The following is a 24,901-nucleotide window of genomic DNA, read 5'->3' as shown; positions in this document are numbered from 1 at the left end:
GAGGAGGAGAAGACCATGTATGCAACCAACTATCACCGTGCCTCCTCGGTTGACGAAGCCGTCAAGCTTCTGTCTGATGCGCCGGAGGGCAAATATGTTTCAGGTGGAATGACGCTAATCGCCACCATGAAGCAGCGTCTGGCCTCGCCGAGCGATCTTGTCGATCTCCGGCATATCCCGACGTTGAAGGGTATCCGCGTCGACGGCCGCAGAGTGACGATCGGGGCTGCGACGACGCATGCGGAGGTCGCCTCCTCGGCGGCGATCCGCGCCGTCTGTCCGGCGCTCTCGGATCTTGCCGGCATGATCGGCGATCCACATGTCCGCAATATGGGCACGATCGGCGGCTCGGTCGCCAACAACGACCCGGCGGCGGACTATCCTTCGGCCATGCTGGGTTTGGGGGCTACCATCGTCACCGACAAGCGGCAGATCGCGGCCGATGATTTCTTCACCGGCCTGTTCGAGACGGCGCTCGAAGACGGTGAGTTGATCACCGCCATCACCTTCGAGGCGCCGGAAAAGGCCGGCTACGCCAAATTCCCCAACCCGGCCTCGCGCTACGCCATGACCGGTGTTTTCGTCACGCAGGGGACGGGTGGTGTCCGAGTGGCGGTCACCGGTGCGGGTTCAGATGGCGTGTTCCGTCATGCAGGCATGGAGCAGGCGCTTGCGGCGAACTGGTCGCCGGATGCGCTCGCCACCGCAGTTGTCGATTCGTCGGCGCTGATGTCCGATCTGCATGCCACGGCCGAATACCGCGCCAATTTGATCAAGGTCATGGCCAAGCGCGCTGTGGCCGCGGCGTAAATCTCTCATAGAAAGCCGGGAGGACGGGCCTATCCGTTCTTCCGGTTTCGTGCGTTCTGGACATGGCTCGGTTGTCAATTCTCGGTGATTGGCTATTCTTGTCTGGAATTGTTCAAAATTATGGGCCATTTGCCGCAGCGGGGCGTGAAAGCAATGCGGAGGGGTTGACGTGCAGACCGGCAATCATGAAAAACGGTCGCATGGTTCTGGAGCAGATGATGGATTTCGAAGCATTTTTTAAGGGCGAACTGGACGGTCTACATCAGGAAGGCCGGTACCGCGTGTTCGCCGATCTCGAGCGTCAGCGGGGCAGCTTTCCGCGTGCGACCTGGCATACGCCCGAAGGCTCCAAGGACGTAACGGTCTGGTGCTCGAACGACTATCTCGGCATGGGGCAGCATCCGAAAGTAATCGAAGCGATGAAAGAGGCGATCGATCACTGTGGCGCGGGTGCGGGAGGCACCCGGAATATTTCTGGCACCAACCACTACCACGTTCTGCTGGAGCAGGAACTTGCCGATCTGCACGGCAAGGAATCGGCGCTGATCTTCACCTCCGGCTATATCTCCAACTGGGCGACGCTCGGCACGCTTGGTGCAAAGATTCCCGGCCTGATCATTTTCTCGGATGCGCTGAACCATGCGTCGATGATCGAGGGAATTCGCTACGCGAAGTGCGACAAGGTCATCTGGAAGCACAACGACCTGCATGATCTCGAAGCCAAGCTCAAGGCAGCCAATCCGAAGGCGCCGAAGCTCATCGCTTTCGAGAGCGTCTATTCGATGGACGGCGACATCGCTCCGATCAAGGAGATCTGCGATCTCGCCGACAAATATGGCGCTATGACCTATCTCGACGAAGTGCATGCCGTCGGCATGTACGGCCCGCGCGGCGGCGGCATTGCCGAGCGCGAAGGGCTGATGGACCGGCTGACGGTCATCGAAGGCACGCTCGGCAAGGCCTTCGGCGTCATGGGCGGCTATATTGCCGCATCGGCGGCACTTTGCGATTTCATCCGGTCGTTTGCATCCGGCTTCATTTTCACGACGTCGTTGCCGCCGGCATTGGCGGCAGGCGCCGTCGCCTCGATCCGGCATCTGAAGGTCAGCCAGTTCGAACGCGCCCGCCATCAGGACCGGGTCCGCAGGCTGCGCGCCCAGCTCGACGCCTCTGGCATTCCGCATATGCCGAACCCGAGCCATGTGGTGCCGGTTTTGGTCGGCGATGCCGCCAAGTGCAAGTGGATCTCGGATCTGTTGCTCGATTGCGGTGTCTACGTCCAGCCGATCAACTATCCGACCGTGCCGAAGAAGACCGAACGTCTGCGCATCACGCCGACGCCGCTGCATTCCGATGCCGATATAGAGCATCTCGTCGGCGCGCTGCATGCGCTCTGGTCGCGCTGCGCGCTGGCAAGGGCGGTGGCGTAAAGCCGCCGCTTACGGTGACGACTCTCTGATCAGGATGCTTGCCAGGCTTGCAACTGAGCGACCGGAGCCGTCGCCCCGCCGCAAACGACGATCAGGATTCGCTCATAACGTGCCAATCGATCGGCATGTGTATATGCGACCGCCAATGCTGCGCCGCAAGCCGGCTCCACGACCACTCGATGATCGTCGAGGAAGCGCATGCATGCATCAACGGCAACTCGATCATCGACGACGACACAATCGACCGGCCGGGTCTGTGTGATCTCGAAGGCGCGCTGGCAGACCTTTCGGGCGCCAAGCGAAGTTGCAATGCTGGTAATGGCGGGCAATTCGGTGAGCTTGCCAGCCTTCACGGAGGCTGCCAAGGATGCTGCACCTTCGGTTTCGGCTGCAATGATCGGAATACCCTGTAGTCCATTGCGCGCCAGCCCTTCCGCAACGCCGGCTAGAAGCCCTCCGCCGCCAACCGAAAGAACGACCGTGTCGAACGGGATGGCCGCTCTGACAACCTCATCGATGATCGTCGCATGCCCTGTCCACAGAAGCGGATCATCAAACGGGTGTATGAACGCGGTTTCCGCATCGACCGCCTCAAGAGCGTGCTCGTTTGCCTCTTGCCAGGACGCTCCATGGACGAAGACCTCGGCGCCCTCCCGGCGGATCAGCGACTTTGCCCGTTCCGTTGTTGTCTCGGGAACGAAGACCGCCACCGGGATCGAAAGACGGCGTCCGGCATAAGCCACTGCAATGCCCGCATTGCCTCCTGAGGATGATATGAAACGCCGCTTTCCGCTTTTGGCGTGATGCTCGCAGACTGCTCCTATGCCCCGGATTTTGAACGAACCGGGCGGCTGAAGCGCATCCATCTTCAACCAGACAGATCGCCCCGACGCCAGGCTTAGGGGACTGGATTCGAGTAGCGGAGTTTCAAGATGAAGTGCCATAGAATGCCTTATCCAGAGCGCGACGTTGGTGATGTCCACCGAATATGTTGAAAGACTCTCGGTGACAAACACATTCGCAGATCTGCCAGTGAGCGCAGTCACCTACCTCTGACTTTTGCACCTTTTCGCAGGCGGGTTACGCAGCTTTTTCCTTTTGCTTCACGAGCACGGCCGCCCGATTGCGGGCTTCTTGATCGGCGGCAAAGACCGCATCCATCGTTTCGGCGCTGCCGCTGCCGATCATCTGGTCCATGACCGCTTCGGCAATATCGGCCATTTCGAGAAAGCCGATACGTCCGTCCACGAAGGCTTGAAAGGCAATTTCTTCGGCGGCATTCATGACGCCGCCCTGCAGCCCGCCGCGTTCCAGCGCGGTGCGCGCCAGGCGCAGTGCGGGAAAACGAACCTCGTCCGGCGCCTCGAAATCCAGGCGGGCCAGTTTTGCAAAATCCAGCCGGTCGACACTGAGCTTCGACCGGGACGGATAGGTCAGCGCATAGCCGATGGCGGTGCGCATGTCCGGACAGCCGAGCTGAGCCAGCACCGAGCCGTCCGTATAGCCGACCATCGAATGGACCACGGATTGCGGATGGACGATAACCTCGATCTGATCCGGACGGACGTTGAAGAGATGTTTGGCCTCGATCATCTCCAGTGCTTTGTTGAACATCGAAGCGCTGCCGATGGAGATCTTCAGGCCCATGGACCAGTTCGGATGCGCCCGTGCGGTCGCAGCCGTGACATTGGCCATCTGCTCGCGCGTCCAGGTGCGGAAGGGGCCGCCCGAGGCCGTCAGGATGATGCGCTCCACCGCATGCTGCTGGTCGTCTTCCAGCGCCTGGAAAATCGCGCTGTGTTCGCTGTCCACCGGAATCAGCCGCCCGCCGCCTTCGCTGACGGCATGGACGAAGAGATCGCCGGCGGAAACCAGGCATTCCTTGTTGGCGAGCGCGATATCGGCGCCGCGGCGCGCAGCCTCCAACGTCGGCGCCAATCCCGCCGTGCCGACGATAGCCGCCATCACCCAGTCGGAAGGGATGGAGGCGGCTTCGATCAGGGCGTTTCTGCCAGCGGCCGCGGCAATGCCGGTGCCGGCAAGCGCTTCCTTGAGCGCCTGATAACGATCTTCATTGGCGGTGACAGCAAGCGCGGCGCCGCAGGCCTTTGCCTGGCTTGCCAGGAGATCGATATTGTCGTGCCCGGTGATTGCGGCGATATCGAACGCTTCACGCCCGCCCAATTGGGCAACGACGTCGAGCGTGTTTTGGCCGATCGAGCCGGTGGAACCCAATATCGTCAGGCGGCGCGGCGCCTTGCTCCCGGTTGTCATCCAAGTATCCGCATCTTGCTGTCGTCGCCCAAGGCTCTACAGGGGATCGCGAGAGGCGGCAAGTCCGCAGCCATGGCGGCGAGCCGCTACCTTCGGTCTACCACTCCTGAAATTACTGATTTTAACAGTAATTTACAGGCGCCTTATGAACCAATACGCAGATACCGCGTTTCCCCGTCCAGCAGAAGTGCGGGGAGATGGGGGCGATGGTTTTCAAAGCGGCAACGTTTCATGGCATCGAACCAAATATAGAAAGCGAAAATGTCAAGCGTTCGGCGCTGGAATCGACAGTCGCAAACGCGCTCGCCGTCGCCGGCGGTCTGGACGCCTCCGACGTTACGGTGACCGCCGCAGGCCAGGAAATCCGACTGGATGGAACGGTGGCGACACCTCAGGAAATTGACCGGGCGACCGCCGTGGCCGAGGCGATTCCGGGGGTGAGACTGGTGAGGAACAGGATTTTGGTGGGGTGAAGGGCACGAGGAAACGGTGAGCATGGAAGACAGATTTATGCGTCGCCCGCCGTTGCCAACCAAAAGGACAGTTTGATCATATCCGGGGCATCCGATGGATCGGCACCCGTGCTGTGGAGCACGCCACCTGCTGTCTCGATAACCCGTCTCGACGCAAGATTATCTTCGTTGCAAATGACGTTTATCCTCTCAAAGCCCGCTTTCGCAGCAATTGGCAGCAAGAGCCGAAGCGCTTGCGTGGCATATCCCTTGCGCTGTTTCCACGCGACGATCGAGTAGCCCACATGACCCGGTACATGAAGTGGCAACTGGACTGTTCCCGGCAGATGACGAAGTGTGATGTAACCGCAGAATTCTCCGTCCCAGATCCAGAATAGCCGGAGGACAAGACGTTGAGGCTCGCGATTGGACACCGACGTGGCAACGACATCCCCGGATGTGAATCGCGTCAGAAAACCTGCCTTGTCTTTTCTGAGCCCCTCGAGTTCGGCGTCGACATAGGCCTTGTCCTGCTGGCGCCTGGGGTCAGGTGACCATCCTCTTGCCAGCGCCTCTTCGAAGCCAGCCAAGTTGAGCAAGCTTGGCTCAGCCAGGACCACGGCGGTCATCGATGCAATTGGAGCTTGGTGCTCTGCCATTTGTGACCCATCGCCAGCCAAGTGGAGATTCGTATCGGCATGAGGGTCAGGTTCGGTCGAAGACATCCGGCTGCAACTTCCCGGTCCTCAGCAAATATTGCAGCGTATATGACACGGAGAGGGCGTCATCCAATGCGTCATGCCCCTGCAAGGGAGGATGCTCGACACCATAATAGTCCGCGAGCTTGTTGCTGGGTGTCCTCGCCAAATCCTCTATCGGCATCCCTGCCGCTATCAGCAGCTTGACCGCATTGTCGAACCGGTAGGCGGGGATGGAAGGCGCAATGCCAGCGACATAGCAACTGATCGCGACCATGTTCAGTTCGTCCTTGCCCCACGACCAGAACCGCGCCCCGTCCGAGAAGCGATCAACGCCCGCAAGAGCGTCCTGCAACGCAACCCCCTCGGCCTGTATGTTTTCTTCAGTGATGCCGGTCAGTTTGGTGAAGAACGGATCAAGTGCATATCGGTCGCCAAATCGGTCGATCGGCTGAACGTAGGCTTTGAATGTATCCAGGAGAGGATAATCGCCCTCCAGCCCAAGCTTCACGGCACCGATTTGCGCGATAACCGGATCGGGATCGTGAGCCGCGCACCAGAACCTACGTTGGGAGCCTTCGAGGCAGAGAAACTCGCAGTCGAATACGATTGCCGTCTTCATGGTCAACACTCGTCTGTAACTTTGATCGGGGCATCGATGCAAAGGCTGCTGTGATCGTTTCAGGAAGAAGATAAGTGGTATTGGTGATCCCGACGCGATTCGAACGCGTGACCCTCAGATTAGGAATCTGATGCTCTATCCTGCTGAGCTACGGGACCACTTAAATTGATCCATACAAAAGCAAGGGCCTGAAGCCAAGCCCTTTTCCCGTCTCTAGGACAATCTGCTTTCGCCGTGCCGTGCGCCATGACTAGGCGCACGGAAATGTGGCGGTGCCTCAGGCGTCCAGGCGCTGCTCGGCCAGCCGGACCCAGTAGGAGATGCCGTGGGCGATCGCTTCGTCGTTGAAGTCGTAGGCCGGGTTGTGCAGGCCGGCGGTGTCGCCGTTGCCGACGAAGATGAAGGCGCCGGGGCGGGCGTTCAGCATGTAGGAGAAATCCTCTCCGCCCATCATGGGATCGACGTCGGGGATAACGTTGTTCGTGCCGGCGATGTCGCGCGCGGCGGCAAGGGCATGCTCCGTCTCGTCGGCATGGTTGACGGTCACCGGATAGTTGCGGTGAAATTGAATATCCGCTTCGGCGTCGTGGCTTGCGGCAATGCCGCTGACGATCTGCCTGAAGCGCCGCTCGGCGAGGTCGCGGATCTCCGGATCGAGCGTGCGCACGGTGCCGGCGAAGCTGGCGTCGTTGGCAATGACATTGTATGCGTTGCCGGCGTTGAACTTGGTGACCGAGACGACCACCGATTTCAGCGGATTGGCGCTGCGCGAGGCGATCAGCTGCAGGTTGGTGACGATTTGCGCACCGATGGCGATCGGGTCGATCGTCTTGTGCGGCATGGCGGCGTGGCCGCCGCGCCCCTTGATCGTAACGGTGAACTCGTCGGTCGCGGCCATGATCGCGCCCTTGCGGATGGCGAACTGGCCAACCGGCAGGCCCGGCAGATTGTGCATGCCGTAGACTTCGGCGATCCGGAAGCGTTCCATCATGCCGTCCTTGACCATGGCATCGCCCCCGGCGCCACCCTCTTCGGCCGGCTGGAAGATCACGGCGATGTTGCCGTTGAAGTTGCGGGTCTCGGCGAGATATTTCGCAGCCCCCAGCAGCATGGCGGTGTGGCCGTCATGGCCGCAGGCATGCATCTTGCCGGGCGTGGTGGAAGCCCAGGGCTTGCCGGTGATTTCGGTGAGCGGCAGGGCGTCCATGTCGGCGCGCAGGCCGACAGTGCGGCCTTCACCCTTGCCACGGATCAGGCCGACGACGCCGGTGCGCCCGATGCCCGTGACGACCTCGTCGACACCAAACGCCCTGAGCTTCTCGGCGACGAAGGCGGCGGTATTTTCCACCGCATACATCAGCTCAGGCCTTGTGTGGATATAGCGGCGCCATTCCGTCACTTCGTCCTGGAGTTCGGCGGCTCTGTTCAAAATCGGCATGCTGATTTTTCCTGCTGCTCAATATCGGATTCGGGTTTAGCAATTTAGTCTGGCACACAACCCTGGACATCACATCGCACTTTTCGATGCGGTGCGGGTGATCACAAGGCTGTGATCCGTTGGTAATAAACTCGTCAATCGCCTTTGCCTTCTCCTAGCCATATAGGTTAAATAGGCGGAGCTTTCGAGAAAATTCCGGACTTCTGAAGGATAGACCGTGCCGACGAAGCAGAATCGTTTGTATGCCGCCATGCGGCTTGTTCCCATGGCCGCAGCCGCATCCATGCTTTTCCTGTCGACCGCGCATGTGGCCGAAGCCAATCCGCATATCCTCGTCGATGTCAGCACCGGGCGCGTGCTCGATCATGAAGAAGCCTTCCGCAAGTGGTATCCGGCGTCGCTGACGAAGCTGATGACGGTCTATGTCACCTTCCGCGCCATCCAATCCGGCCAGATCACGCTCGATACGCCGGTCGTCATGTCCAAGCTTTCCTCCTCGCAGCCGCCGGCGAAGATGTATTTCAAGCCGGGCCAGAAGATGACGCTCGACAATGCCTTGAAGATGATGCTGGTCAAATCCGCCAATGACCTCGCCATGGCGATCGCCGAGACGGTCGGCGGTTCCGAGCAGGGCTTCGTCGTGCGCATGAATGCCGAAGCAGCACGCCTCGGCATGCGCGACACGCATTACATCAACCCCAACGGCTTGCCGGGCAAGGGTCAGTACACGACGGCGCGAGACCTCGCGATCGTCAGCGTCGCGCTGCGCCGCGAGTTCCCGCAATATGCCGGCTATTTCTCGCTGGAGGGCTTTACCAACGGCGTCAAGCAGGTGCCGAACATCAACATGCTCATCGGCCGCTTCGATGGCGCCGACGGCATGAAGACCGGCTTCATCTGCGCTTCCGGTTTCAATCAGATCGCCTCGGCCACCCGCAACGGCCGTACGCTGGTCTCCGTTGTTCTCGGCACGGACAGCCTTGCGGCACGCGCCGATGATTCCGCCAATTTCCTGGAAAAGGGCTTCGAGAACCAGTTCTCTGGGCGAGACACTCTGGCAAGCCTGCAGCCCTATGGGCCGGGCCAGGATCAGGTCGCCGACATCACCGCCGACATCTGCAGCGCCAAGGGCGCGCAGGCTCGCAGCGAGACGCGCGACCCGACGGGCCGCACGAAGGTTCAATCGCCCTATATCCATGAAATGGATCACGATCCGAATTTCGTCTATGCGGGCCTGATCGGCGGCCAGGACGTTGCAACTGCCAGCAAAGGCGATAAGGAAGATAAGACCGCGAAGGGCGACAAGACCGCGAAGGGCAGTAAAATTGTCGCCACGACCGATATCGTCGGCGTTCCCGTCCCGTCGCCGCGTCCTACTTTCTGATCGGACCTGAACCATGAGCATTCTGCAGCAGAGGGTGCCAGTTTCGATCCTGACCGGTTTTCTCGGAGCCGGCAAATCGACCTTGCTAAACCGCATCCTCAAGGATGCAGAGATGCGGGATGCGGCTGTCATCATCAACGAGTTCGGCGATGTCGGCATCGACCACCTGCTGGTCGAGAGCTCCGGCGATTCCATCATCGAGCTCTCCGATGGCTGCCTCTGCTGCACCGTGCGCGGTGAGCTGGTGGATACGCTGGCGAACCTGATGGATGCCATGCAGACCGGCCGCATCCGGCCGCTGAAGCGCGTCGTCATCGAGACCACCGGCCTTGCCGATCCGGCGCCGGTGATGCAGTCGATCATGGGTAATCCGATTATCGCCACCAATTTCGACCTCGATGGCGTGATCACCGTCGTCGATGCGGTCAACGGGTTGCAGACGCTGGACAATCACGAAGAGGCACGCAAGCAGGTGGCGGTCGCCGACCGGCTGATCGTCTCCAAGACCGGCTTGGAAGGTGCGGCCTCTGTCGATACGTTGGAGAGCCGGCTGAGGGCGCTCAATCCGCGGGCGCAGATGATGAATGCCGACAGCGACGAGGCCGGCCGTGCCGCCATTCTCGTCAACGGCCTCTACGATCCGGCGTCGAAGATTGCCGATGTCGGCCGCTGGCTGCGGGACGAGCTGGATGCGGATGACGATCATCATCACGACCATGGGCACGATCACCACCATCACAATGACGGGCATGGCCACCACCGCCACGGCCATCATCATCATGGCCACCGCCATCAGCACGCCCATGACGTGAACCGTCACGACCAATCGATCCGCTCCTTCTCGATTATCGAGAACCAGCCGATCGATCCGATCGCCCTGGAAATGTTTATCGACCTCCTGCGCTCCGCGCATGGCGAGAAGCTCCTGCGGATGAAGGCGATCGTCGCCACGTCCGACAGGCCGGAGCGTCCGGTCGTACTGCATGGCGTGCAGAATATTTTCCATCCGCCCGTCCGCCTGCCCGCCTGGCCTAATCCCGACGACCGGCGTACGCGCATGGTGATCATCACCAAGGATCTGACCGAGGATTTCGTGAAAGGCCTGTTCGATGCGTTCCTCAGCAAGCCGCGCATCGACACGCCGGATCGCGCGGCCCTTCAGGACAATCCGCTGGCTATCCCCGGCATGCGTCTCTGAAGAAAGCTATGCTTTGCGGATCGCAAAGCGGTGGCCGCCGTCGGTCTTATCGCTCGACAGCAGGGTGTGGCCATTTTCATTGCAGAAATGCGGAACATCGATGATCGCCAGCGGATCGCTGGTTTCGACTGTGAGTATCGCCCCTGACGGCATGCTGCGCAGGCGCTTTTCCGTTTTCAGGACAGGCAGCGGGCATTTCAGCCCGCGCAAATCGTAAACCTTATCGTCCAGGCTATTCACTCTTTGCCCAGAACTTCCAGAAGGGCGGTTTTTTGGCCGGCTCTGTCTGTGCGGTTTCGACGGGCGAAGGTGCGTAGGCGAGCGGATTGACCATGGGGTTTGCCGTTGGGACCGGCACATTCGCCGGAATGTTGGCTGCCACGGCGATGTCTGCGGGTTGAGCGCCCTGCCTTCCAGTGAGACCCGGAGCGGCTGTCGCCATGCGGATGCTAGCCGTCGACGGATTGGCGACGGTGGCGCCGCGGGCAAGCTGCTGCCCCGACTGGTTCGCCATCATCGACTCCAGATCGGCCACCTTCATCATTTTGCCGGCGGCAAGCGCGGTGCCGGTCGGAGCATAGGCGATGTCATGGCCCTTGCGCTGCTTGGCGACAATGGCCTTGCGTTCGGCTTCGGTCGGGTCGTACCAGGCCATGTCGCTGTATTTCTTCATCGCGGTGGCATAGTCGGCGTCGTATTGCTTGTCATAGGTCAGCAGCGCGGTCTGCAAGGCCGCCGGCGTGGTCATGACAGGGCATTTGCTGCTGGCGTTGAAGGGGCCGCTGGCCTGCTGGTTGAAGACGTATTTCTTTTCGCAAACCTCGACTTCCGGCGGACGCTTCGTCACTTCGAAATTGTCGTAGCCGTCCTTCAGCATCTTCCAGAATTCGATATTCGGGCTGAGGCGATGCTTGACCATGTTTTCTGCCGTCATGCGGAAGGGGAAGGCCTCAAGCTGGATCGCCTTCTGGCCGCCCTTGAAAGCGTCACGCGCGAAGGCATAGATTTCCAGCACTTGCTGGTCGGTCATCGAATAGCAGCCCGACGACGAGCAGGCGCCGTGGATCATCAGATTGGCGCCGCTGCGGCCATTGGCCGCGTCATAGCGGTTTGGAAAACCGGTGTTGATGGCGAGATAATATTTGGAGTTCGGATTGAGGTTGGCCGGCGTCAGCATGTAGAAGCCTTCCGGCGCTTGCCGGTCCCCTTCCTTCACCTTCGGACCGAGACGGCCCGACCAGGCGCAAATATTGTAGCTGGCGATCACCTCGAAGCGATTGTTCTGGTTCGCCTTGACGATCTCCATCACGCCTTCTTCCTTGAAGATGCGGATCATGATCGGCGAATTGCGGTCCATACCCTTCTTCGCCATGTCGGCGAGGATATGGCTGGGAAGCGGCTGCTCGACCTTGTTTTTCACCGTCGACAGATCGATCGACGCGGATTCCAACGTGTCGTTGCAGCCAGCGAGAGCCAGCGCCATCAGGGATATATAGGCGAGGTGACGGATGCGCATTCTGACTTAGCCCATAGATGCGAAGAGCGGCCGCACGATCTGTTTCGCCGCCCCCAATCGAAACATGAAACAGATTCATAGACGGGTTATACTTGAGAATTCCTTACCAGCCTATGACGCGCCTGCGGCGCACCCGCAAGCTTTTCTTTGCCATAAATGTTTCGATAACAAGAATGTGGCCAAGATTTGGCCTCATTCCCGTTTTGGGAGATCACGTTTCTCAAACTTAAGTTAGAGATTGCGACCCATATTGAGGAATTTCTGACGGCGGTCGCCGCGCAACTGTTCGCCCGAACGGCTGGAGAGTTCGCCGAGCGCGTTGGAAATCACGTCGCCGGTTGCCGCGATCACCGTCTGCGGATCGCGATGCGCGCCGCCGAGTGGTTCGGGGATAATGCCGTCGATGATGCCGAGTCCCTTCAGGTCGTCGGCAGTGATCTTCATGTTGGTGGCGGCTTCCTTAGCGCGGGTGGAATCGCGCCAGAGGATCGAGGCGGCACCTTCGGGTGAAATCACGCTGTAGATCGAATGTTCGAGCATATAGACGCGGTTGCCGGTGGCGATCGCAATCGCGCCGCCCGACCCGCCTTCGCCGATGACGACGGAGATGATCGGCACCTTGACGCCCAGGCACATTTCCGTCGAGCGGGCAATCGCTTCCGCCTGGCCGCGTTCTTCGGCGCCGACGCCGGGATAGGCGCCCGCCGTGTCGACCAAAGTGATTACAGGCAATCCGAAGCGGTCGGCCATTTCCAGCATGCGGATCGCCTTGCGGTAGCCTTCGGGGCGGGCGCTGCCGAAATTGTGCTTCAGGCGCGTCTTGGTGTCGTTACCCTTTTCCTGGCCGATGATGGCGATCGGCTGGCCGCGGAAACGGGCGAAGCCCGCCTGGATGGCGGCATCCTCAGAAAACTTGCGGTCGCCCGCCAGCGGCGTGAATTCCGTAAACAACGCTCCGGCGTAGTCGACAAAATGCGGGCGTTGCGGATGGCGGGCAACCTGCGTCTTCTGCCAGGCGTTGAGCTTGGAATAGATGTCGGCCATCGCCTCGCGGACGCGGATTTCGAGCCGGCCGACTTCGTCTGACGTGTCGATGCTCTCGTCTTCGCTTGCCAGTTTCTTCAACTCGTGAATCTTGCCTTCGAGATCCGAGATGGGTTTTTCGAAGTCGAGATAGTTGTGCATGAGGTGCGTTTCCGATCCTTTTGCCCGTGACGAGAGACGGCACGTATAGCCTGTGTGCCGGTCCTATTCCTGTTTTTTAGCCTGTTTGGCAAGGGGGTGATGCGTTTGCACCAGTTGGTGAAGCCGTTCTTCCAGCACATGAGTGTAGATTTGTGTGGTCGAAATGTCGGAATGGCCGAGAAGTTCCTGCACCACGCGCAAGTCCGCGCCATTGGCGAGCAAGTGGCTTGCGAAGGCGTGGCGCATGACATGCGGCGAGATCAGTGAGGGTGTCAGCCCGGCACGAATAGCGAGATCCTTCAGGTCCCGCGCAAAGACCTGCCGCGGCAGATAGCCCTGCTTGGAGGCTGCCGGAAAGAGCCACGGGCTTTCCGGGGCCGGCTGCTTGGCGCTTGTCGCGTCCAGTGCCTGACGGCGACCATATGTCTTAAGCGCAGCGATGGCGGACTGCGACAGCGGCACCAGCCGCTCCTTGTTGCCTTTGCCGCGGATCATCAGGAAACGTCCTTCCTGATCCAGCACTTTGGCCGGCAGCGAAACGAGTTCGCTGACGCGCATACCGGTGGCATAGAGCAGTTCCAGCAGCACCAGCATGCGCAGGTGCTGCAATTGATCGGGGCCTTCCACGGCCGCTTCCTGTTCTGCCTGGGCGAGAAGACGCGTCACCTCGTCCACCCCCATGGTCTTCGGCAAAGCGCGGCCCTTCTTCGGCGCGTCGAGAATGCCGGTGGGATCATCCGTGCGCAGACCCTCGGCATAGAGGAATTTGTAGAACTGGCGCATGGCCGAAAGTCGGCGTGCCTGCGACGACGGCTTGAAGCCCTGGCGCGAGAGGCAGGCGAGATAGGCGCCGAGATCGTTCGATCCCGCCTCCGTCAGGCGGACACTGCGCTCGGACAAAAAGGAATGGAGATCGTCGAGGTCGCGCTCATAGGACTGCAGCGTGTTGACCGCCGCGCCGCGTTCGGCGCTCATCATTTCAAGGAAGGCTTCCATATGGACGCGGCTCAGATCCTTCACGACGATCCCCGTGCTCACGGCTTCACCGAGCCGGTAGACGGCGGGTTGACGCGTTCCGATGGGATGCGGATCGTTACATCGCGCGGCTGCGGATCGACGAAGAGCACCAGCGCCCACATTGCTCCATAGACCGATCCGGCGATCACCGCACAGATGACAAGGAAGCGAAACAGGGTCGGCATTCAGAAACTCTCCTCGTCCCAACCATTGGTCCGGCGATATACTGTAATCATATCCGCCAAGCGTTAGCCGAAGGATATTGCAGACATGTTTATGTTGCGGCGTCTTGACGCTACAGGTGCATTTGACGATACCGTTTCCAAACAAATTGTGAATGGGCTGATGAGCGAACAAGTGCTGACCCTTGCAGAAAGCCTTAGAGACAGAGCGCGCGCTGCGTTAGGTACGCGCAATCTTGTCCTCGTCGGGTTGATGGGGGCAGGAAAGTCCTCGATCGGCCGGTTGGTCGCGAATCAGCTCGGTATTCCCTTCGTCGATACTGATATCGAGATTGAGCGCGTGTCGCGCATGACGATCACCGAGCTGTTCGACGCTTACGGTGAAGAGGAGTTCCGGGCGCTGGAAACGCGGGTGATCAAGCGGCTGCTTAAGGGCGGCCCGCGCGTCGTTTCCACCGGCGGCGGCGCTTTTATCAACGACCGCACGCGCCGGCACGTCAAACGCAGCGGCCTGTCGGTCTGGCTGAAGGCCGATCTCGATGTACTCTGGGAGCGTGTCAACAAGCGTGATACGCGGCCGCTGCTCAAAACCGAGAATCCGAAACAGACCCTCGAAAAGCTGATGAATGCGCGCTATCCGATCTATGCGGAAGCCGATCTCACGGTTTTGTCCCGCGATGTGGGTAAGGATGTCATGGTCAAAGAAGTCCTTGCCGCCATCGCTGAGGGGAAAGAAGAGAGCAAGATACCATGAATGCGATCACACCGGCGTCGACAGAGCGCCTTGTCCGCGTGCCCCTCGGCGAGCGCGCCTATGACATTCTGATCGGCCCCGGCCTGATTGCGCGCGCCGGCAAAGAAATCTCAGCAAGGCTGAAAGGTCGCAGAGCTGCTATCATTACGGACGAAAACGTAGCGCCGCTCTATCTCGATGCGCTGGTCGCAAGCCTTCAAGAGGCCGGTATTCAGTCATCCAAGCTGGTACTGCCGCCCGGCGAGAAAACCAAGAGCTTCGAGCATTTGATGGCTGTCTGCGATGCCGTGCTCACCGCCCGCGTCGAGCGCAACGATGCCGTCATCGCGCTCGGCGGCGGGGTGATCGGCGATCTTGCCGGCTTTGCCGCCGGCATCGTGCGCCGTGGTGTCCGTTTCGTGCAGGTACCGACCTCGCTGTTGTCGCAGGTGGATTCGTCCGTCGGCGGCAAGACCGGCATCAATACCCATCACGGCAAGAACCTGATCGGCGTCTTCCATCAGCCCGATCTCGTGCTGGCCGATACCGACGTGCTGAATACGCTAAGCGAACGCGAATTCCGCGCCGGCTATGCCGAGGTTGCCAAATACGGCCTGATCGACAAGCCGGACTTCTTCGCGTGGCTGGAGGCCAATTGGAAGGAGGTGTTCTCCGGCGGTGCTGCGCGCATCGAGGCGATTGCTGCGAGCTGCCAGGCGAAATCCGATGTCGTCGTTGCCGACGAACGTGAAAACGGCCCGCGGGCGCTGCTTAATCTCGGCCATACCTTTGGTCATGCGTTAGAGGCGGCCACCGCGTATGACAGCCGGCGGCTGGTGCATGGCGAGGGTGTTTCGATCGGCATGGCGCTGGCGCATGAGTTTTCCTCGCGCCTCAATCTGGCGAGCCCGGATGATGCCAAGCGAGTCGAGACACATCTAAAGGCGGTCGGCCTGCCGACGCGGATGGGCGATATTCCAGGCGAGCTGCCGCCGGCCGAGGTGCTGATGGACGCGATCGCGCAGGACAAGAAGGTCAAGAGCGGCAAGCTCACTTTCATCCTTACCCGCGGCATCGGCGAATCCTTCGTCGCCGATGACGTTCCAGCCTCCGAAGTTCTCAGTTTCCTAAGGGAAAAACATCCGTAATGACGGTTCAAGGCACGCTGGCTGTTCTGTGGGAATATTGGCCCGAGATCATCTCGATCATCGCGCTTGTGCTGCTCTCGGCATTTTTCTCCGGTTCGGAAACGGCGCTGACGGCGGCCTCGCGCAGCCGCATCCATACGCTGGAGGCGAATGGCGACAAGCAGGCGGGGATCGTGCGGCAGCTTATCGAGCGCCGTGACCGGCTGATCGGCGCGCTGCTGATCGGCAACAACCTCGCCAACATCCTGTCGTCCTCGATCGCGACCAGCCTGTTTCTCGGCCTGTTCGGCAGTTCCGGCGTCGCGCTGGCGACGGTGGCTATGACCGTCATCCTCGTCATCTTCGCGGAAGTCCTGCCGAAAAGCTGGGCGATCTCGACGCCGGATCGTTTTGCTCTCAGCGTTGCCGGCACTGTGCGTCTCTTCGTTGCCGTCGTCGGGCCGATATCGAGCTTCGTCAACGCCATTGTCCGGCAGATTCTTGGTGTCTTCGGCATCAATCTCTCCAAGGAAGTGTCGATGCTGTCGGCGTATGACGAGCTGCGCGGCGCCGTGGATCTGTTGCATCGCGAGGGTTCGGTGGTCAAGGCCGACCGCGACCGTCTGGGCGGCGTGCTCGATCTCGGCGAGCTCGAGCTTTCCGACATCATGGTCCACCGCACGGCGATGCGCGCCATCAATGCCGACGACCCGCCAGAAGTCGTCGTCCGTGCCATTCTCGACAGCCCCTATACGCGCATGCCGCTTTGGCGCGGTACGATCGATAACATCATCGGCGTCGTGCACGCCAAAGACCTCCTGAGGGCGCTGGCTGAGCGGAATGTCGAGCCGGAAAACCTGGATATCGTCAAGATCGCGCAGAAGCCCTGGTTCGTGCCCGACAGCACCAATCTCGAAGATCAGCTCAATGCCTTCCTGCGCCGCAAGCAGCATTTCGCCGTCGTGGTCGACGAATATGGCGAAGTGCAGGGCATCGTCACGCTTGAAGACATTCTGGAGGAAATCGTCGGCGATATTGCCGACGAGCACGATCTCGATATACAGGGCGTGCGGCAGGAGGCAGATGGTTCGATCGTTGTCGACGGCGTTGTACCGATTCGCGACTTGAACCGCGCCCTCGACTGGGATCTGCCGGACGAGGAGGCGACGACGATCGCGGGCCTCGTCATTCACGAATCAATGACCATTCCGGAAGAGCGCCAAGCCTTCACCTTCTACGGCAAGCGCTTCATCGTCATGAAGCGGGAAAAGAACCGCATCACCAAAATCAGGATCAGGCCGGCGGAGACGGAAGAAGGCAAGCCGGAATAGCTGGTTACCACCGCACCGCTTCGCCCGGTGCTGCCGGCTCGACGGCCAGGGCATGCAGCCCGGTATCCAATTCCGGCTTCAAAAGCTCGGTTATGGCCCTGTGGCGGGCAAGACGCGTCATGCCGATGAACTTGGCGGAGACGATGCGAACTCTTATATGAGTCTCGCCCGTTCCGGTCATGTCGGGCTGATGGCCGGCGTGCATGTGGCTTTCGTTGATCACGGCGAGACGCTCGGGCGCGAAGGCGTCATTGAGTTTTTTTTCAATGCGGGATTGAAGTGTCGTTTCCATATTCCCGCCATCACCTTGTTCGCGAAAAAGGTTCCCACAAAGCCTGCAACATTCCTATTTGTCAATTCTTGTTGTGGGGTAGCTGAGGCCCCATAATTAGGGTGCCATGAGACTCGATTCAAAATATTTCGATCGTATTCGAACCCGCCGCAAACGCGAGCCGGAGGCCGAACAGGCCCCGCCGACGTGCCAATGGGACGGCTGCGACAAAAAGGGTACGCATCGCGCTCCGGTCGGGCGCAATGCGGAAGGGCAGTTCTTTTTGTTCTGCTTCGAGCACGTCAAGGAATACAACAAGGGCTACAATTATTTCTCCGGCCTCTCGGACGGTGAGATCGCGCGTTACCAGAAGGAGGCCATCACCGGCCATCGCCCGACCTGGACCGTCGGCGTCAACAAGGCGGCGCGCAACAGCCCGCTGCATTCCGACGTCCGCTCCGGTTCTTATGCCCGGGTGCGCGATCCCTTCGGTTTCGTCAAGGACGGGCAGGGCCAGGGTCGCGGACCGCGTTTCCCGCAGGAGCGCAAGCTGAAGACGCTCGAGGCGAAAGCCTTCGACACGATGGGGCTGGGCGCCAATGCCACTGGCCCCGAGATCAAGAGCCGCTACAAGGAATTGGTAAAAAAGCACCATCCTGATGCCAATGGCGGCGATCGCGGCTCGGAAGAACGGTTTCGCGCCGTCATTCAGGCCTATCAATTGTTGAAGCAGAACGGTTTTTGTTAATTCCTGTCCTTGCTCTCCGTCTTCAATCAGGTATGGTCCAAATCGGCTGGGGCCGCAGGCGACTGCGGCAAGGTGCGCATTTGGCTGGCTGCACCTCGGCCAACTTTCCGGACGCGGCGTTTCTTGTCCGGGACTCTGTTCAAGAATGCTCGCAAGCGGTCATTTCATCGCACCGAGGTTTCGCTTCAGTCCCGGAGAAGTATCGCCGCTGTTCCGACCGGACGGATGCGGGCAACAAGCTGCGGCGTCACGGATACAAATGGCTGAGATTGATATGGCTGGGTGACAGTCGCCCGCCTTGGAGACATGATGAGCAAGATTGACCTTGATATTTCCGAGCTTCCCGACACCACCGTTTCGGTCCGCGAAGTCTTTGGCATCGATTCCGATATTCGCGTTCCGGCGTACAGCAAGGGCGATGCCTATGTGCCCGACCTCGACACAGACTATCTGTTCGACCGAGAGACGACGCTCGCCATCCTCGCCGGCTTTGCCCACAATCGTCGTGTGATGATCTCCGGCTATCACGGCACCGGCAAGTCCTCGCATATCGAGCAGGTCGCAGCCCGCCTCAACTGGCCCTGCGTGCGCATCAACCTCGACAGCCATGTCAGCCGTATTGACCTCGTCGGCAAGGATGCGATCGTCGTTAAGGACGGTCTGCAGATCACCGAATTCAAGGATGGCATCCTGCCCTGGGCCTACCAGCACAATGTCGCGCTCGTCTTCGACGAATACGATGCCGGTCGCCCGGACGTGATGTTCGTTATCCAGCGCGTGCTGGAATCTTCGGGCCGCCTGACGCTGCTCGACCAGAGCCGCGTCATCCGTCCACACCCGGCCTTCCGTCTGTTCGCGACTGCCAACACGATCGGTCTTGGCGATACGACCGGCCTCTACCATGGCACGCAGCAGATAAACCAGGCGCAGATGGACCGCTGGTCGATCGTCACGACGCTGAACTATCTGCCGCACAACAACGAAGTCGACATCGTGCTCGCGAAGGTGAAGTCTTTCCGTACGGAGAAAGGCCGCGACACCGTGTCCAAGATGGTGCGTGTCGCCGATCTGACCCGCGCGGCCTTCATGAACGGCGATCTTTCCACCGTCATGAGCCCGCGTACGGTCATCACCTGGGCGGAAAATGCGGAAATCTTCGGCGATGTCGCCTTTGCCTTCCGCGTGACCTTCCTCAACAAGTGCGATGAGCTGGAGCGGCCGCTGGTCGCCGAGCAATATCAGCGCGCCTTCGGCGTCGAGCTGAAGGAAAGCGCCGCCAACATCGTGCTCGAAGCCTAAGAGAGAAGCCATCAGGTCATGTCAGGTCGCGGAGACAATTCCAGAGCGAAGCCGGGCGCCCCGGTGGACATGGAGCCGTTGCGTCGGGCGATTACCGGCTGCGTGCGTTCGATCGCCGGCGATGCCGAGGTCGAGGTGGCTTTCGCCAACGAACGCCCCGGGATGACGGGCGAGCGCATTCGCCTGCCGGAGCTTTCGAAGCGGCCGACGGCGCATGAGCTGGCCGTGACCCGCGGCCTCGGCGATTCGATGGCGCTCAGGCTCGCCTGCCACGACGCCCGTGTGCACGCCACCATGGCGCCGCAGGGCGCCGATGCGCGTGCGATTTTCGACGCTGTCGAACAGGCGCGCGTGGAATCGATCGGTGCGCTGCGCATGAGCGGTATGGCCGCCAACCTCAACTCGATGAATGCCGAAAAATACGCCAAGGCGAATTTCTCCGGCATCGAGCGGCAGGAGGACGCGCCGATCGGCGAGGCCATGGCGATGATCGTGCGCGAGAAGCTGACCGGCCAGCAGCCGCCGGCCAGCGCTGGCAAGGTGCTCGACCTCTGGCGTTCCTTCATCGAGGACAAGACCGGCGGCGAACTCGACAATCTGCTTTCCACCATCAACGACCAGCAAAGCTTCGCCCGCGTCGTCCGCCATATGCTGTCGGCCATGGAAATGGCCGAGGAATACGGCGACGAGGAGATGGAGCCGGATTCCAATGAGGAGTCCAGCGAAGAGGACCAGCCGAGCGGTCAGGAGCAGGATCAAGACGAAGTCGAGGACGACGCCGGTTCAGACGCCGCGCCCGCCGAGGACAGCGAAGCCTCCGACGAGCAGATGGACGACGGCGAGATGGACGGCGCCGAAATCTCCGACGACGACATGAGCGAAGAGGGTGAAGAGGATTCGGAGACGCCGGGCGAGACCCGCCGACCGAACACGCCCTTCGCCGACTTCAACGAAAAGGTCGATTATCACGTCTTCACCGAGGAATTCGACGAAACGACGACAGCGCAGGAACTCTGCGATGCGGTGGAACTCGAACGCCTGCGTGCCTTCCTCGACAAGCAGCTGGCGCACCTGCAAGGTGCCGTGGGGCGGCTTGCCAACCGTCTGCAGCGCCGGCTGATGGCGCAGCAGAACCGTGCCTGGGATTTCGATCTGGAGGAAGGTTATCTCGATCCGGCACGGCTGCCGCGCCTGATCATCGATCCGATGCAGGCGCTATCCTTCAAGATGGAGCGCGACACGCAGTTCCGCGATACGGTCGTGACGCTGCTGATCGACAATTCCGGTTCCATGCGCGGCCGGCCGATCACCGTTGCCGCCACCTGTGCCGATATTCTGGCGCGCACGCTGGAACGCTGCGGAGTCAAGGTCGAGATCCTCGGTTTCACTACCAAGGCCTGGAAGGGCGGACAGGCACGTGAGAAATGGCTTGCCGGCGGCAAGCCGCAGACGCCGGGCCGGCTCAACGATCTCCGCCATATCATCTACAAATCCGCCGACGAGCCCTACCGGCGGGCGCGAACTAATCTCGGCCTGATGATGCGCGAAGGCCTGCTCAAGGAAAATATCGACGGCGAGGCATTGATCTGGGCGCATAACCGCCTGCTGGGTCGCCGCGAGCAGCGGCGCATCCTGATGATGATCTCGGACGGCGCGCCGGTCGACGATTCGACGCTGTCGGTCAATCCGGGCAATTACCTGGAGCGGCACCTGCGTGCGGTGATCGAGCAGATCGAAACACGCTCGCCGGTGGAGCTGCTGGCGATCGGTATCGGCCATGACGTCACGCGCTACTATCGTCGCGCCGTGACGATCGTCGATGCCGACGAGCTGGCGGGTGCCATGACCGAGCAGCTCGCATCGCTGTTCGAGGATCAGGCAAGCCTGCCGCGCTCGCGTATGCGTCGCGCAAGTTGATTAGCCTATAGTTCCTACCTGCATCGGCCGCTCGGCCGGTGCTTCATCGATATGCCGTCTCGACCCTGAAGGCCCCCCGCGAGAGCCCATGAAACGCCTTTGCCGCGCGACCATGCTTGTGATGCTGCTCGCCGGCTGTGGCTCTATGAATACGTCGGAGGGCGGACCGGCGGAAATCCATGGGACGGCGATTTCGGCGTTCAAGCCCGGTTCCGAGCAGACACGGTTCGGTGCGCTCGAGTTCCTCGGCGGTCTCGAACTCAGTTCCAGCAACGCGCTCCTCGGCGCCCTTTCCGCCATCCGCTTCCGTCCGGATGAGCGTCACTTCATCTCGGTCCTGGATACCGGCCACTGGCTGACCGGGGCTATCGAGCGCGATGAGGACGGCAGGCTTAAGGGCATCACCGATGCCCGCATCATGCCAATGATCGATCGTTTCGGCGAGACGGATGCCGGCAAGGGCGCAATGGATGCTGAGGGGCTGGCGCTCCGGGGCAACCACGTGCTTGTCAGCTATGAGCAGAATCACCGCGTCGATGCCTATCCCGATCCCGGTTTCGAGACATCGCCGCCCGATGGTAGCATTCCGATCCTGATCCCGAGGAGGCAGTTGCGCGCCAACCGCAGCCTGGAAGCCCTTATGATCGCGCCGCAATCGAGCCCCCTCGCAGGGGCGGCGGTGATCGTCGCTGAGCGCAGCCTGGACGATCAAGGGAACATGCTGGCGGCGATCCTGGACGGACCGCTGAAGGGCCGCTTCACCGTGCGCCATGATGATGATTTCGACGCCAGCGACGGCGTTTTTCTACCCGATGGCGATCTGCTTCTGCTGGAGCGGCGCTTCGATCTGGCGCATGGAATCGGCGTGCGTATCCGTCGCATTGCCGGCGGCGACATCAAGCCGGGCGCGGTCGTCGACGGCAACGTCATCTTCCAGGCAGGTTCCAATCTGCAGATTGACAATATGGAAGGGCTGGACGCTTTCCGCGCCGCCGATGGCACGATCCATCTGATCATGGTCTCCGACGACAACCATTCGATCCTGCAGCGAAGCCTGATGCTGGAATTCCGGCTGAGGGACGAGAATCTTGTCAGCCAGAAATGAAAAAGCCCGCGACACGCGGGCTTTCAGGGAATTGCGTCGGTGACCGTTTACGCAGTTCGGACAGGCTGCATCGGCTTCAGCACGTTCATCAGCGCGCCGTAGGGCAGCAGCATGACCAGGCCGACGGTCATCTTCACCCCGAAATCGCCGATCGCCCAGGAAATCCAGCGCGGAGCCGACGTCTGGAAGACACCGAGGATCGGCGCCCAGTCGATCGCGAAGGGATCGTTCGGGCCGAAGAAGACGAAGAAGGGCGCGAAGGCGAAGGAGAAGAACATCACCGTGTCCAACATCGAGCCGATCAGCGAACCGAACAGCGGCGCGCGCCACCAGGCCATGCGACGCAAGCGGTTGAACACGGAGATGTCGAGAAGCTGACCGGCGAGATAGGCCGAGCCGGAGGCGATCGCGATACGCGGCTGAGCGGTGAAGAAGGACAGTGTAACGCCGACGACGAAGCCGGCGAACACCACCCTGCGCGCGGCCTTCGGACCGAACTGGCGATTGGTCAGGTCGGTGATCAGGAAGGCGACGGGATAGGTGAAGGCGCCCCAGGTCAGGATATCCGCAAGATTGATGCCGGCGAGCTCGGCCTGCAACGGATACTGCACTAGGATATTGGAGGCGACGACGACCAGCGTCATCAGCAGAACGTAGATAAGGGTAAAGCGTGACTTCAGCATTTTTTTTATCCTGGGTGATGCCACCAGTTGGAGGAAGCCGGACATGGAAAAAGGCTTGTCCGGAGATGATCCGTGCAAGCCTTTAAGCCCGTATGATATCGCGAAGCGCTAGAACTGCTTATGCAGCAGCAGCTACGGCAGCTTCAGCGGTCTTCTTGACGATCTGACGACGCAGCAGGCGAGCGCGCATGCTGAGTTCGTTTTCGCTTGCCTTGATAAGGAAAGCGTCCAGGCCGCCGCGATGCTCGACCGAGCGGAGTGCTGCAGCGGAAACGCGCAGACGATAACGCTGGCCAAGAACGTCAGAGATCAGCGTGACCTGGCAGAGGTTCGGCAGGAACCGACGCTTGGTCTTGTTGTTGGCGTGGCTGACATTGTTGCCCACGAGGACGGCCTTGCCGGTCAATTCGCACATGCGGGACATGAAACACCTACTTTTGTTTTTCTTGGCCATCAGAAAGTCATTCCGGGCAACACCCGGCGCGCAATCCAACAGGCCATAATTGGAAAGTTGCGGTTCTATAGTCAGAGCGGCCGGCTACGTCAAGCCAAACCTTGAGCTTTCCCGCAATTCCGTCAAAAAGCTGCTGTTTTCTGAGTGTCGCAGCAAGCGCATAAAGCGCCTATATATGCTGTCTGCTCTTGTTGAAGGCTCTGGTCATGGTTCATTTTCGAAGTTGGCTTTTCATTTCGGTCCTGATGGCCTCGATGCCCCTCGCGGTATCGGCCGAGGAGCTGCGGCATGAAACCCAATACCGCGTGTCGCTTGCCGGCTTTCCGATCGCGAGGGCGGATTTCAAGACCGAGGTCAGGGACAAGCAGTTTACCATCCGGGGCGATATCACGTCGGCCGGTCTCGCGGATCTTGTGACGTCGATCGATGCGAAAACCGACGTGACCGGCATTGTCGGCGACAACAAGCTGCAGGCGACGCACTACACACTCTATTACAAGAGCGGCCGAAAGGAACGCACCTATGATGTCGCCTATACCAATGGAAATGTAACGTCGAATACGATCACGCCGGAGCCGAAGCGCCCGCAGAGCTGGATACCGATCAGCGACGGAGATCTACACTCGGTGCTCGACCCGATTTCCGGCATGATCTTTCCCGCTACCGCGAATCTCAATCTCTGCAATCAGACCTTGCCTGTCTTCGACGGCGAAATGCGCATGGATCTGAAACTGTCGCCGAAGGGATCACATCCGTTTTCGACGAATGGTTTCAAGGGCAAGACGATTGCCTGTGGCGTCCGTTTCATGCCGAAGAGCGGCTACAAGGGAACGCGCAAGGATTACCTTTATCTCGCCAAGAGCGACGGCATGGAGATCTGGTTTGCCAAGGCCGATGCCATGAATGTATATGCGCCTGTCTACGTCCGTATCCCGACGCAGTATGGGACGGTGACGATCACCGCCGTGAAGTACGGCAGCTAAACGGGCGTTCGATCCAGAAGCGGCCCGCGGCGACAGACTGGGGG

26 protein-coding genes and 1 tRNA gene are annotated in these 24,901 nt (G+C 60.4%); 13 read left to right on the top strand and 14 right to left on the bottom strand.

The window, feature by feature from the left end:
- The first annotated feature begins 15 nt into the window (after positions 1 to 15).
- Both FHT86_RS23935 and hemA read left to right on the top strand, forming a co-directional pair.
- Entirely contained in the window at positions 16 to 810 is a 795-nt protein-coding gene (locus tag FHT86_RS23935; protein WP_133709165.1) for an FAD binding domain-containing protein, read from the top strand.
- A 218-nt stretch (positions 811 to 1,028) separates the two neighbouring features.
- Entirely contained in the window at positions 1,029 to 2,240 is a 1,212-nt protein-coding gene (hemA, locus tag FHT86_RS23930) for a 5-aminolevulinate synthase (RefSeq protein WP_133709285.1), read from the top strand.
- Positions 2,241 to 2,269: 29 nt separating this feature from the next.
- On the opposite strand, the gene FHT86_RS23925 is transcribed toward hemA, so the two are convergent.
- Complete coding sequence (locus FHT86_RS23925; protein ID WP_133709166.1) at positions 2,270 to 3,184, bottom strand: pyridoxal-phosphate dependent enzyme; 915 nt, start codon at positions 3,182 to 3,184, stop codon at positions 2,270 to 2,272.
- Between the two features lie 136 nt (positions 3,185 to 3,320).
- The gene (gene dxr / locus FHT86_RS23920; RefSeq protein WP_133709167.1) at positions 3,321 to 4,514 is read right to left on the bottom strand and encodes a 1-deoxy-D-xylulose-5-phosphate reductoisomerase; all 1,194 of its coding nucleotides are present in this window, start codon (positions 4,512 to 4,514) and stop codon (positions 3,321 to 3,323) included.
- A 206-nt stretch (positions 4,515 to 4,720) separates the two neighbouring features.
- On the opposite strand from dxr, the gene FHT86_RS23915 reads away from it, so the two are divergent.
- Positions 4,721 to 4,987, top strand: coding sequence for a BON domain-containing protein (locus tag FHT86_RS23915; RefSeq protein WP_133709168.1), 267 nt, complete (start codon positions 4,721 to 4,723; stop codon positions 4,985 to 4,987).
- A gap of 35 nt (positions 4,988 to 5,022) precedes the next feature.
- Here the strand turns inward: FHT86_RS23915 and FHT86_RS23910 are convergent, their stop codons facing one another.
- From FHT86_RS23910 to FHT86_RS23895, 4 genes are all read right to left on the bottom strand, one after another.
- Positions 5,023 to 5,625 carry a GNAT family N-acetyltransferase gene (locus FHT86_RS23910; RefSeq protein ID WP_133709286.1) on the bottom strand — a complete coding sequence of 201 codons (603 nt, stop codon included), beginning with the start codon at positions 5,623 to 5,625 and terminating at the stop codon, positions 5,023 to 5,025.
- A gap of 46 nt (positions 5,626 to 5,671) precedes the next feature.
- Entirely contained in the window at positions 5,672 to 6,286 is a 615-nt protein-coding gene (locus tag FHT86_RS23905; RefSeq protein ID WP_133709169.1) for a 3'-5' exonuclease, read from the bottom strand.
- Positions 6,287 to 6,367: 81 nt separating this feature from the next.
- Positions 6,368 to 6,444, bottom strand: a tRNA-Arg gene (locus FHT86_RS23900).
- A 119-nt stretch (positions 6,445 to 6,563) separates the two neighbouring features.
- Positions 6,564 to 7,724, bottom strand: a complete 1,161-nt coding sequence (locus FHT86_RS23895; RefSeq protein ID WP_133709170.1) for a M20 aminoacylase family protein — start codon at positions 7,722 to 7,724, stop codon at positions 6,564 to 6,566.
- A gap of 217 nt (positions 7,725 to 7,941) precedes the next feature.
- On the opposite strand from FHT86_RS23895, the gene FHT86_RS23890 reads away from it, so the two are divergent.
- Both FHT86_RS23890 and FHT86_RS23885 read left to right on the top strand, forming a co-directional pair.
- Positions 7,942 to 9,108, top strand: coding sequence for a D-alanyl-D-alanine carboxypeptidase family protein (locus FHT86_RS23890; protein ID WP_133709171.1), 1,167 nt, complete (start codon positions 7,942 to 7,944; stop codon positions 9,106 to 9,108).
- Between the two features lie 13 nt (positions 9,109 to 9,121).
- On the top strand, positions 9,122 to 10,306 hold the full coding sequence (locus FHT86_RS23885; RefSeq protein ID WP_133709172.1) for a GTP-binding protein: 1,185 nt from the start codon (positions 9,122 to 9,124) through the stop codon (positions 10,304 to 10,306).
- Between the two features lie 6 nt (positions 10,307 to 10,312).
- Here FHT86_RS23885 and FHT86_RS38155 read toward each other — a convergent pair whose 3' ends face one another.
- From FHT86_RS38155 to FHT86_RS23865, 5 genes are all read right to left on the bottom strand, one after another.
- On the bottom strand, positions 10,313 to 10,546 hold the full coding sequence (locus tag FHT86_RS38155) for a sulfurtransferase TusA family protein (protein WP_133709173.1): 234 nt from the start codon (positions 10,544 to 10,546) through the stop codon (positions 10,313 to 10,315).
- Positions 10,539 to 11,822: a murein L,D-transpeptidase family protein gene (locus FHT86_RS38150; protein WP_133709174.1), complete on the bottom strand. Its 1,284-nt coding sequence runs from the start codon at positions 11,820 to 11,822 to the stop codon at positions 10,539 to 10,541. The genes FHT86_RS38155 and FHT86_RS38150 overlap by 8 nt, the downstream gene beginning before the upstream one ends.
- 231 nt (positions 11,823 to 12,053) lie before the next feature.
- Positions 12,054 to 13,007 carry an acetyl-CoA carboxylase carboxyltransferase subunit alpha gene (locus tag FHT86_RS23875; RefSeq protein ID WP_133709175.1) on the bottom strand — a complete coding sequence of 318 codons (954 nt, stop codon included), beginning with the start codon at positions 13,005 to 13,007 and terminating at the stop codon, positions 12,054 to 12,056.
- Positions 13,008 to 13,070: 63 nt separating this feature from the next.
- Positions 13,071 to 14,027: a site-specific tyrosine recombinase XerD gene (gene xerD / locus FHT86_RS23870; RefSeq protein ID WP_133709287.1), complete on the bottom strand. Its 957-nt coding sequence runs from the start codon at positions 14,025 to 14,027 to the stop codon at positions 13,071 to 13,073.
- Positions 14,028 to 14,041: 14 nt separating this feature from the next.
- On the bottom strand, positions 14,042 to 14,209 hold the full coding sequence (locus tag FHT86_RS23865) for a hypothetical protein (protein ID WP_166656875.1): 168 nt from the start codon (positions 14,207 to 14,209) through the stop codon (positions 14,042 to 14,044).
- Between the two features lie 160 nt (positions 14,210 to 14,369).
- Between FHT86_RS23865 and FHT86_RS23860 the strand changes: the two genes are divergently transcribed.
- The 3 genes from FHT86_RS23860 to FHT86_RS23850 are packed head-to-tail and all read left to right on the top strand — an operon-like array spanning position 14,370 to position 17,397.
- Positions 14,370 to 14,960 carry a shikimate kinase gene (locus tag FHT86_RS23860; protein ID WP_133709176.1) on the top strand — a complete coding sequence of 197 codons (591 nt, stop codon included), beginning with the start codon at positions 14,370 to 14,372 and terminating at the stop codon, positions 14,958 to 14,960.
- Positions 14,957 to 16,087: a 3-dehydroquinate synthase gene (gene aroB, locus FHT86_RS23855; RefSeq protein ID WP_133709177.1), complete on the top strand. Its 1,131-nt coding sequence runs from the start codon at positions 14,957 to 14,959 to the stop codon at positions 16,085 to 16,087. The genes FHT86_RS23860 and aroB overlap by 4 nt, the downstream gene beginning before the upstream one ends.
- Positions 16,087 to 17,397 carry an HlyC/CorC family transporter gene (locus tag FHT86_RS23850; RefSeq protein WP_133709178.1) on the top strand — a complete coding sequence of 437 codons (1,311 nt, stop codon included), beginning with the start codon at positions 16,087 to 16,089 and terminating at the stop codon, positions 17,395 to 17,397. Before aroB ends, FHT86_RS23850 begins: the two co-directional genes overlap by 1 nt.
- Positions 17,398 to 17,401: 4 nt before the next feature.
- On the opposite strand, the gene FHT86_RS23845 is transcribed toward FHT86_RS23850, so the two are convergent.
- A complete protein-coding gene (locus FHT86_RS23845; RefSeq protein ID WP_133709179.1) occupies positions 17,402 to 17,689 on the bottom strand; it encodes a BolA family protein in 288 nt (95 codons plus the stop codon).
- A 106-nt stretch (positions 17,690 to 17,795) separates the two neighbouring features.
- Between FHT86_RS23845 and FHT86_RS23840 the strand changes: the two genes are divergently transcribed.
- The 4 genes from FHT86_RS23840 (at position 17,796) to FHT86_RS23825 (ending at position 22,737) form a co-directional block, all read left to right on the top strand.
- Positions 17,796 to 18,416 carry a J domain-containing protein gene (locus FHT86_RS23840; RefSeq protein WP_133709180.1) on the top strand — a complete coding sequence of 207 codons (621 nt, stop codon included), beginning with the start codon at positions 17,796 to 17,798 and terminating at the stop codon, positions 18,414 to 18,416.
- A 309-nt stretch (positions 18,417 to 18,725) separates the two neighbouring features.
- On the top strand, positions 18,726 to 19,715 hold the full coding sequence (gene cobS / locus FHT86_RS23835) for a cobaltochelatase subunit CobS (protein ID WP_107109528.1): 990 nt from the start codon (positions 18,726 to 18,728) through the stop codon (positions 19,713 to 19,715).
- A gap of 18 nt (positions 19,716 to 19,733) precedes the next feature.
- Entirely contained in the window at positions 19,734 to 21,632 is a 1,899-nt protein-coding gene (cobT, locus tag FHT86_RS23830; RefSeq protein WP_133709181.1) for a cobaltochelatase subunit CobT, read from the top strand.
- 88 nt (positions 21,633 to 21,720) lie between these two features.
- Entirely contained in the window at positions 21,721 to 22,737 is a 1,017-nt protein-coding gene (locus tag FHT86_RS23825; protein ID WP_133709182.1) for an esterase-like activity of phytase family protein, read from the top strand.
- Between the two features lie 47 nt (positions 22,738 to 22,784).
- On the opposite strand, the gene FHT86_RS23820 is transcribed toward FHT86_RS23825, so the two are convergent.
- Both FHT86_RS23820 and rpmB read right to left on the bottom strand, forming a co-directional pair.
- Complete coding sequence (locus FHT86_RS23820) at positions 22,785 to 23,420, bottom strand: queuosine precursor transporter (protein ID WP_133709183.1); 636 nt, start codon at positions 23,418 to 23,420, stop codon at positions 22,785 to 22,787.
- 118 nt (positions 23,421 to 23,538) lie between these two features.
- Entirely contained in the window at positions 23,539 to 23,844 is a 306-nt protein-coding gene (gene rpmB, locus FHT86_RS23815) for a 50S ribosomal protein L28 (protein ID WP_133709184.1), read from the bottom strand.
- A 236-nt stretch (positions 23,845 to 24,080) separates the two neighbouring features.
- Between rpmB and FHT86_RS23810 the strand changes: the two genes are divergently transcribed.
- Entirely contained in the window at positions 24,081 to 24,857 is a 777-nt protein-coding gene (locus FHT86_RS23810) for a DUF3108 domain-containing protein (protein ID WP_133709185.1), read from the top strand.
- Positions 24,858 to 24,901 lie beyond the last annotated feature (44 nt).

This window comes from Rhizobium sp. BK313 (assembly GCF_014193655.1).
Classification (GTDB): domain Bacteria; phylum Pseudomonadota; class Alphaproteobacteria; order Rhizobiales; family Rhizobiaceae; genus Rhizobium.
The sequence above is the reverse complement of the archived record's forward strand: the minus strand, read 5'-3'. Positions and strand labels throughout refer to the sequence as shown.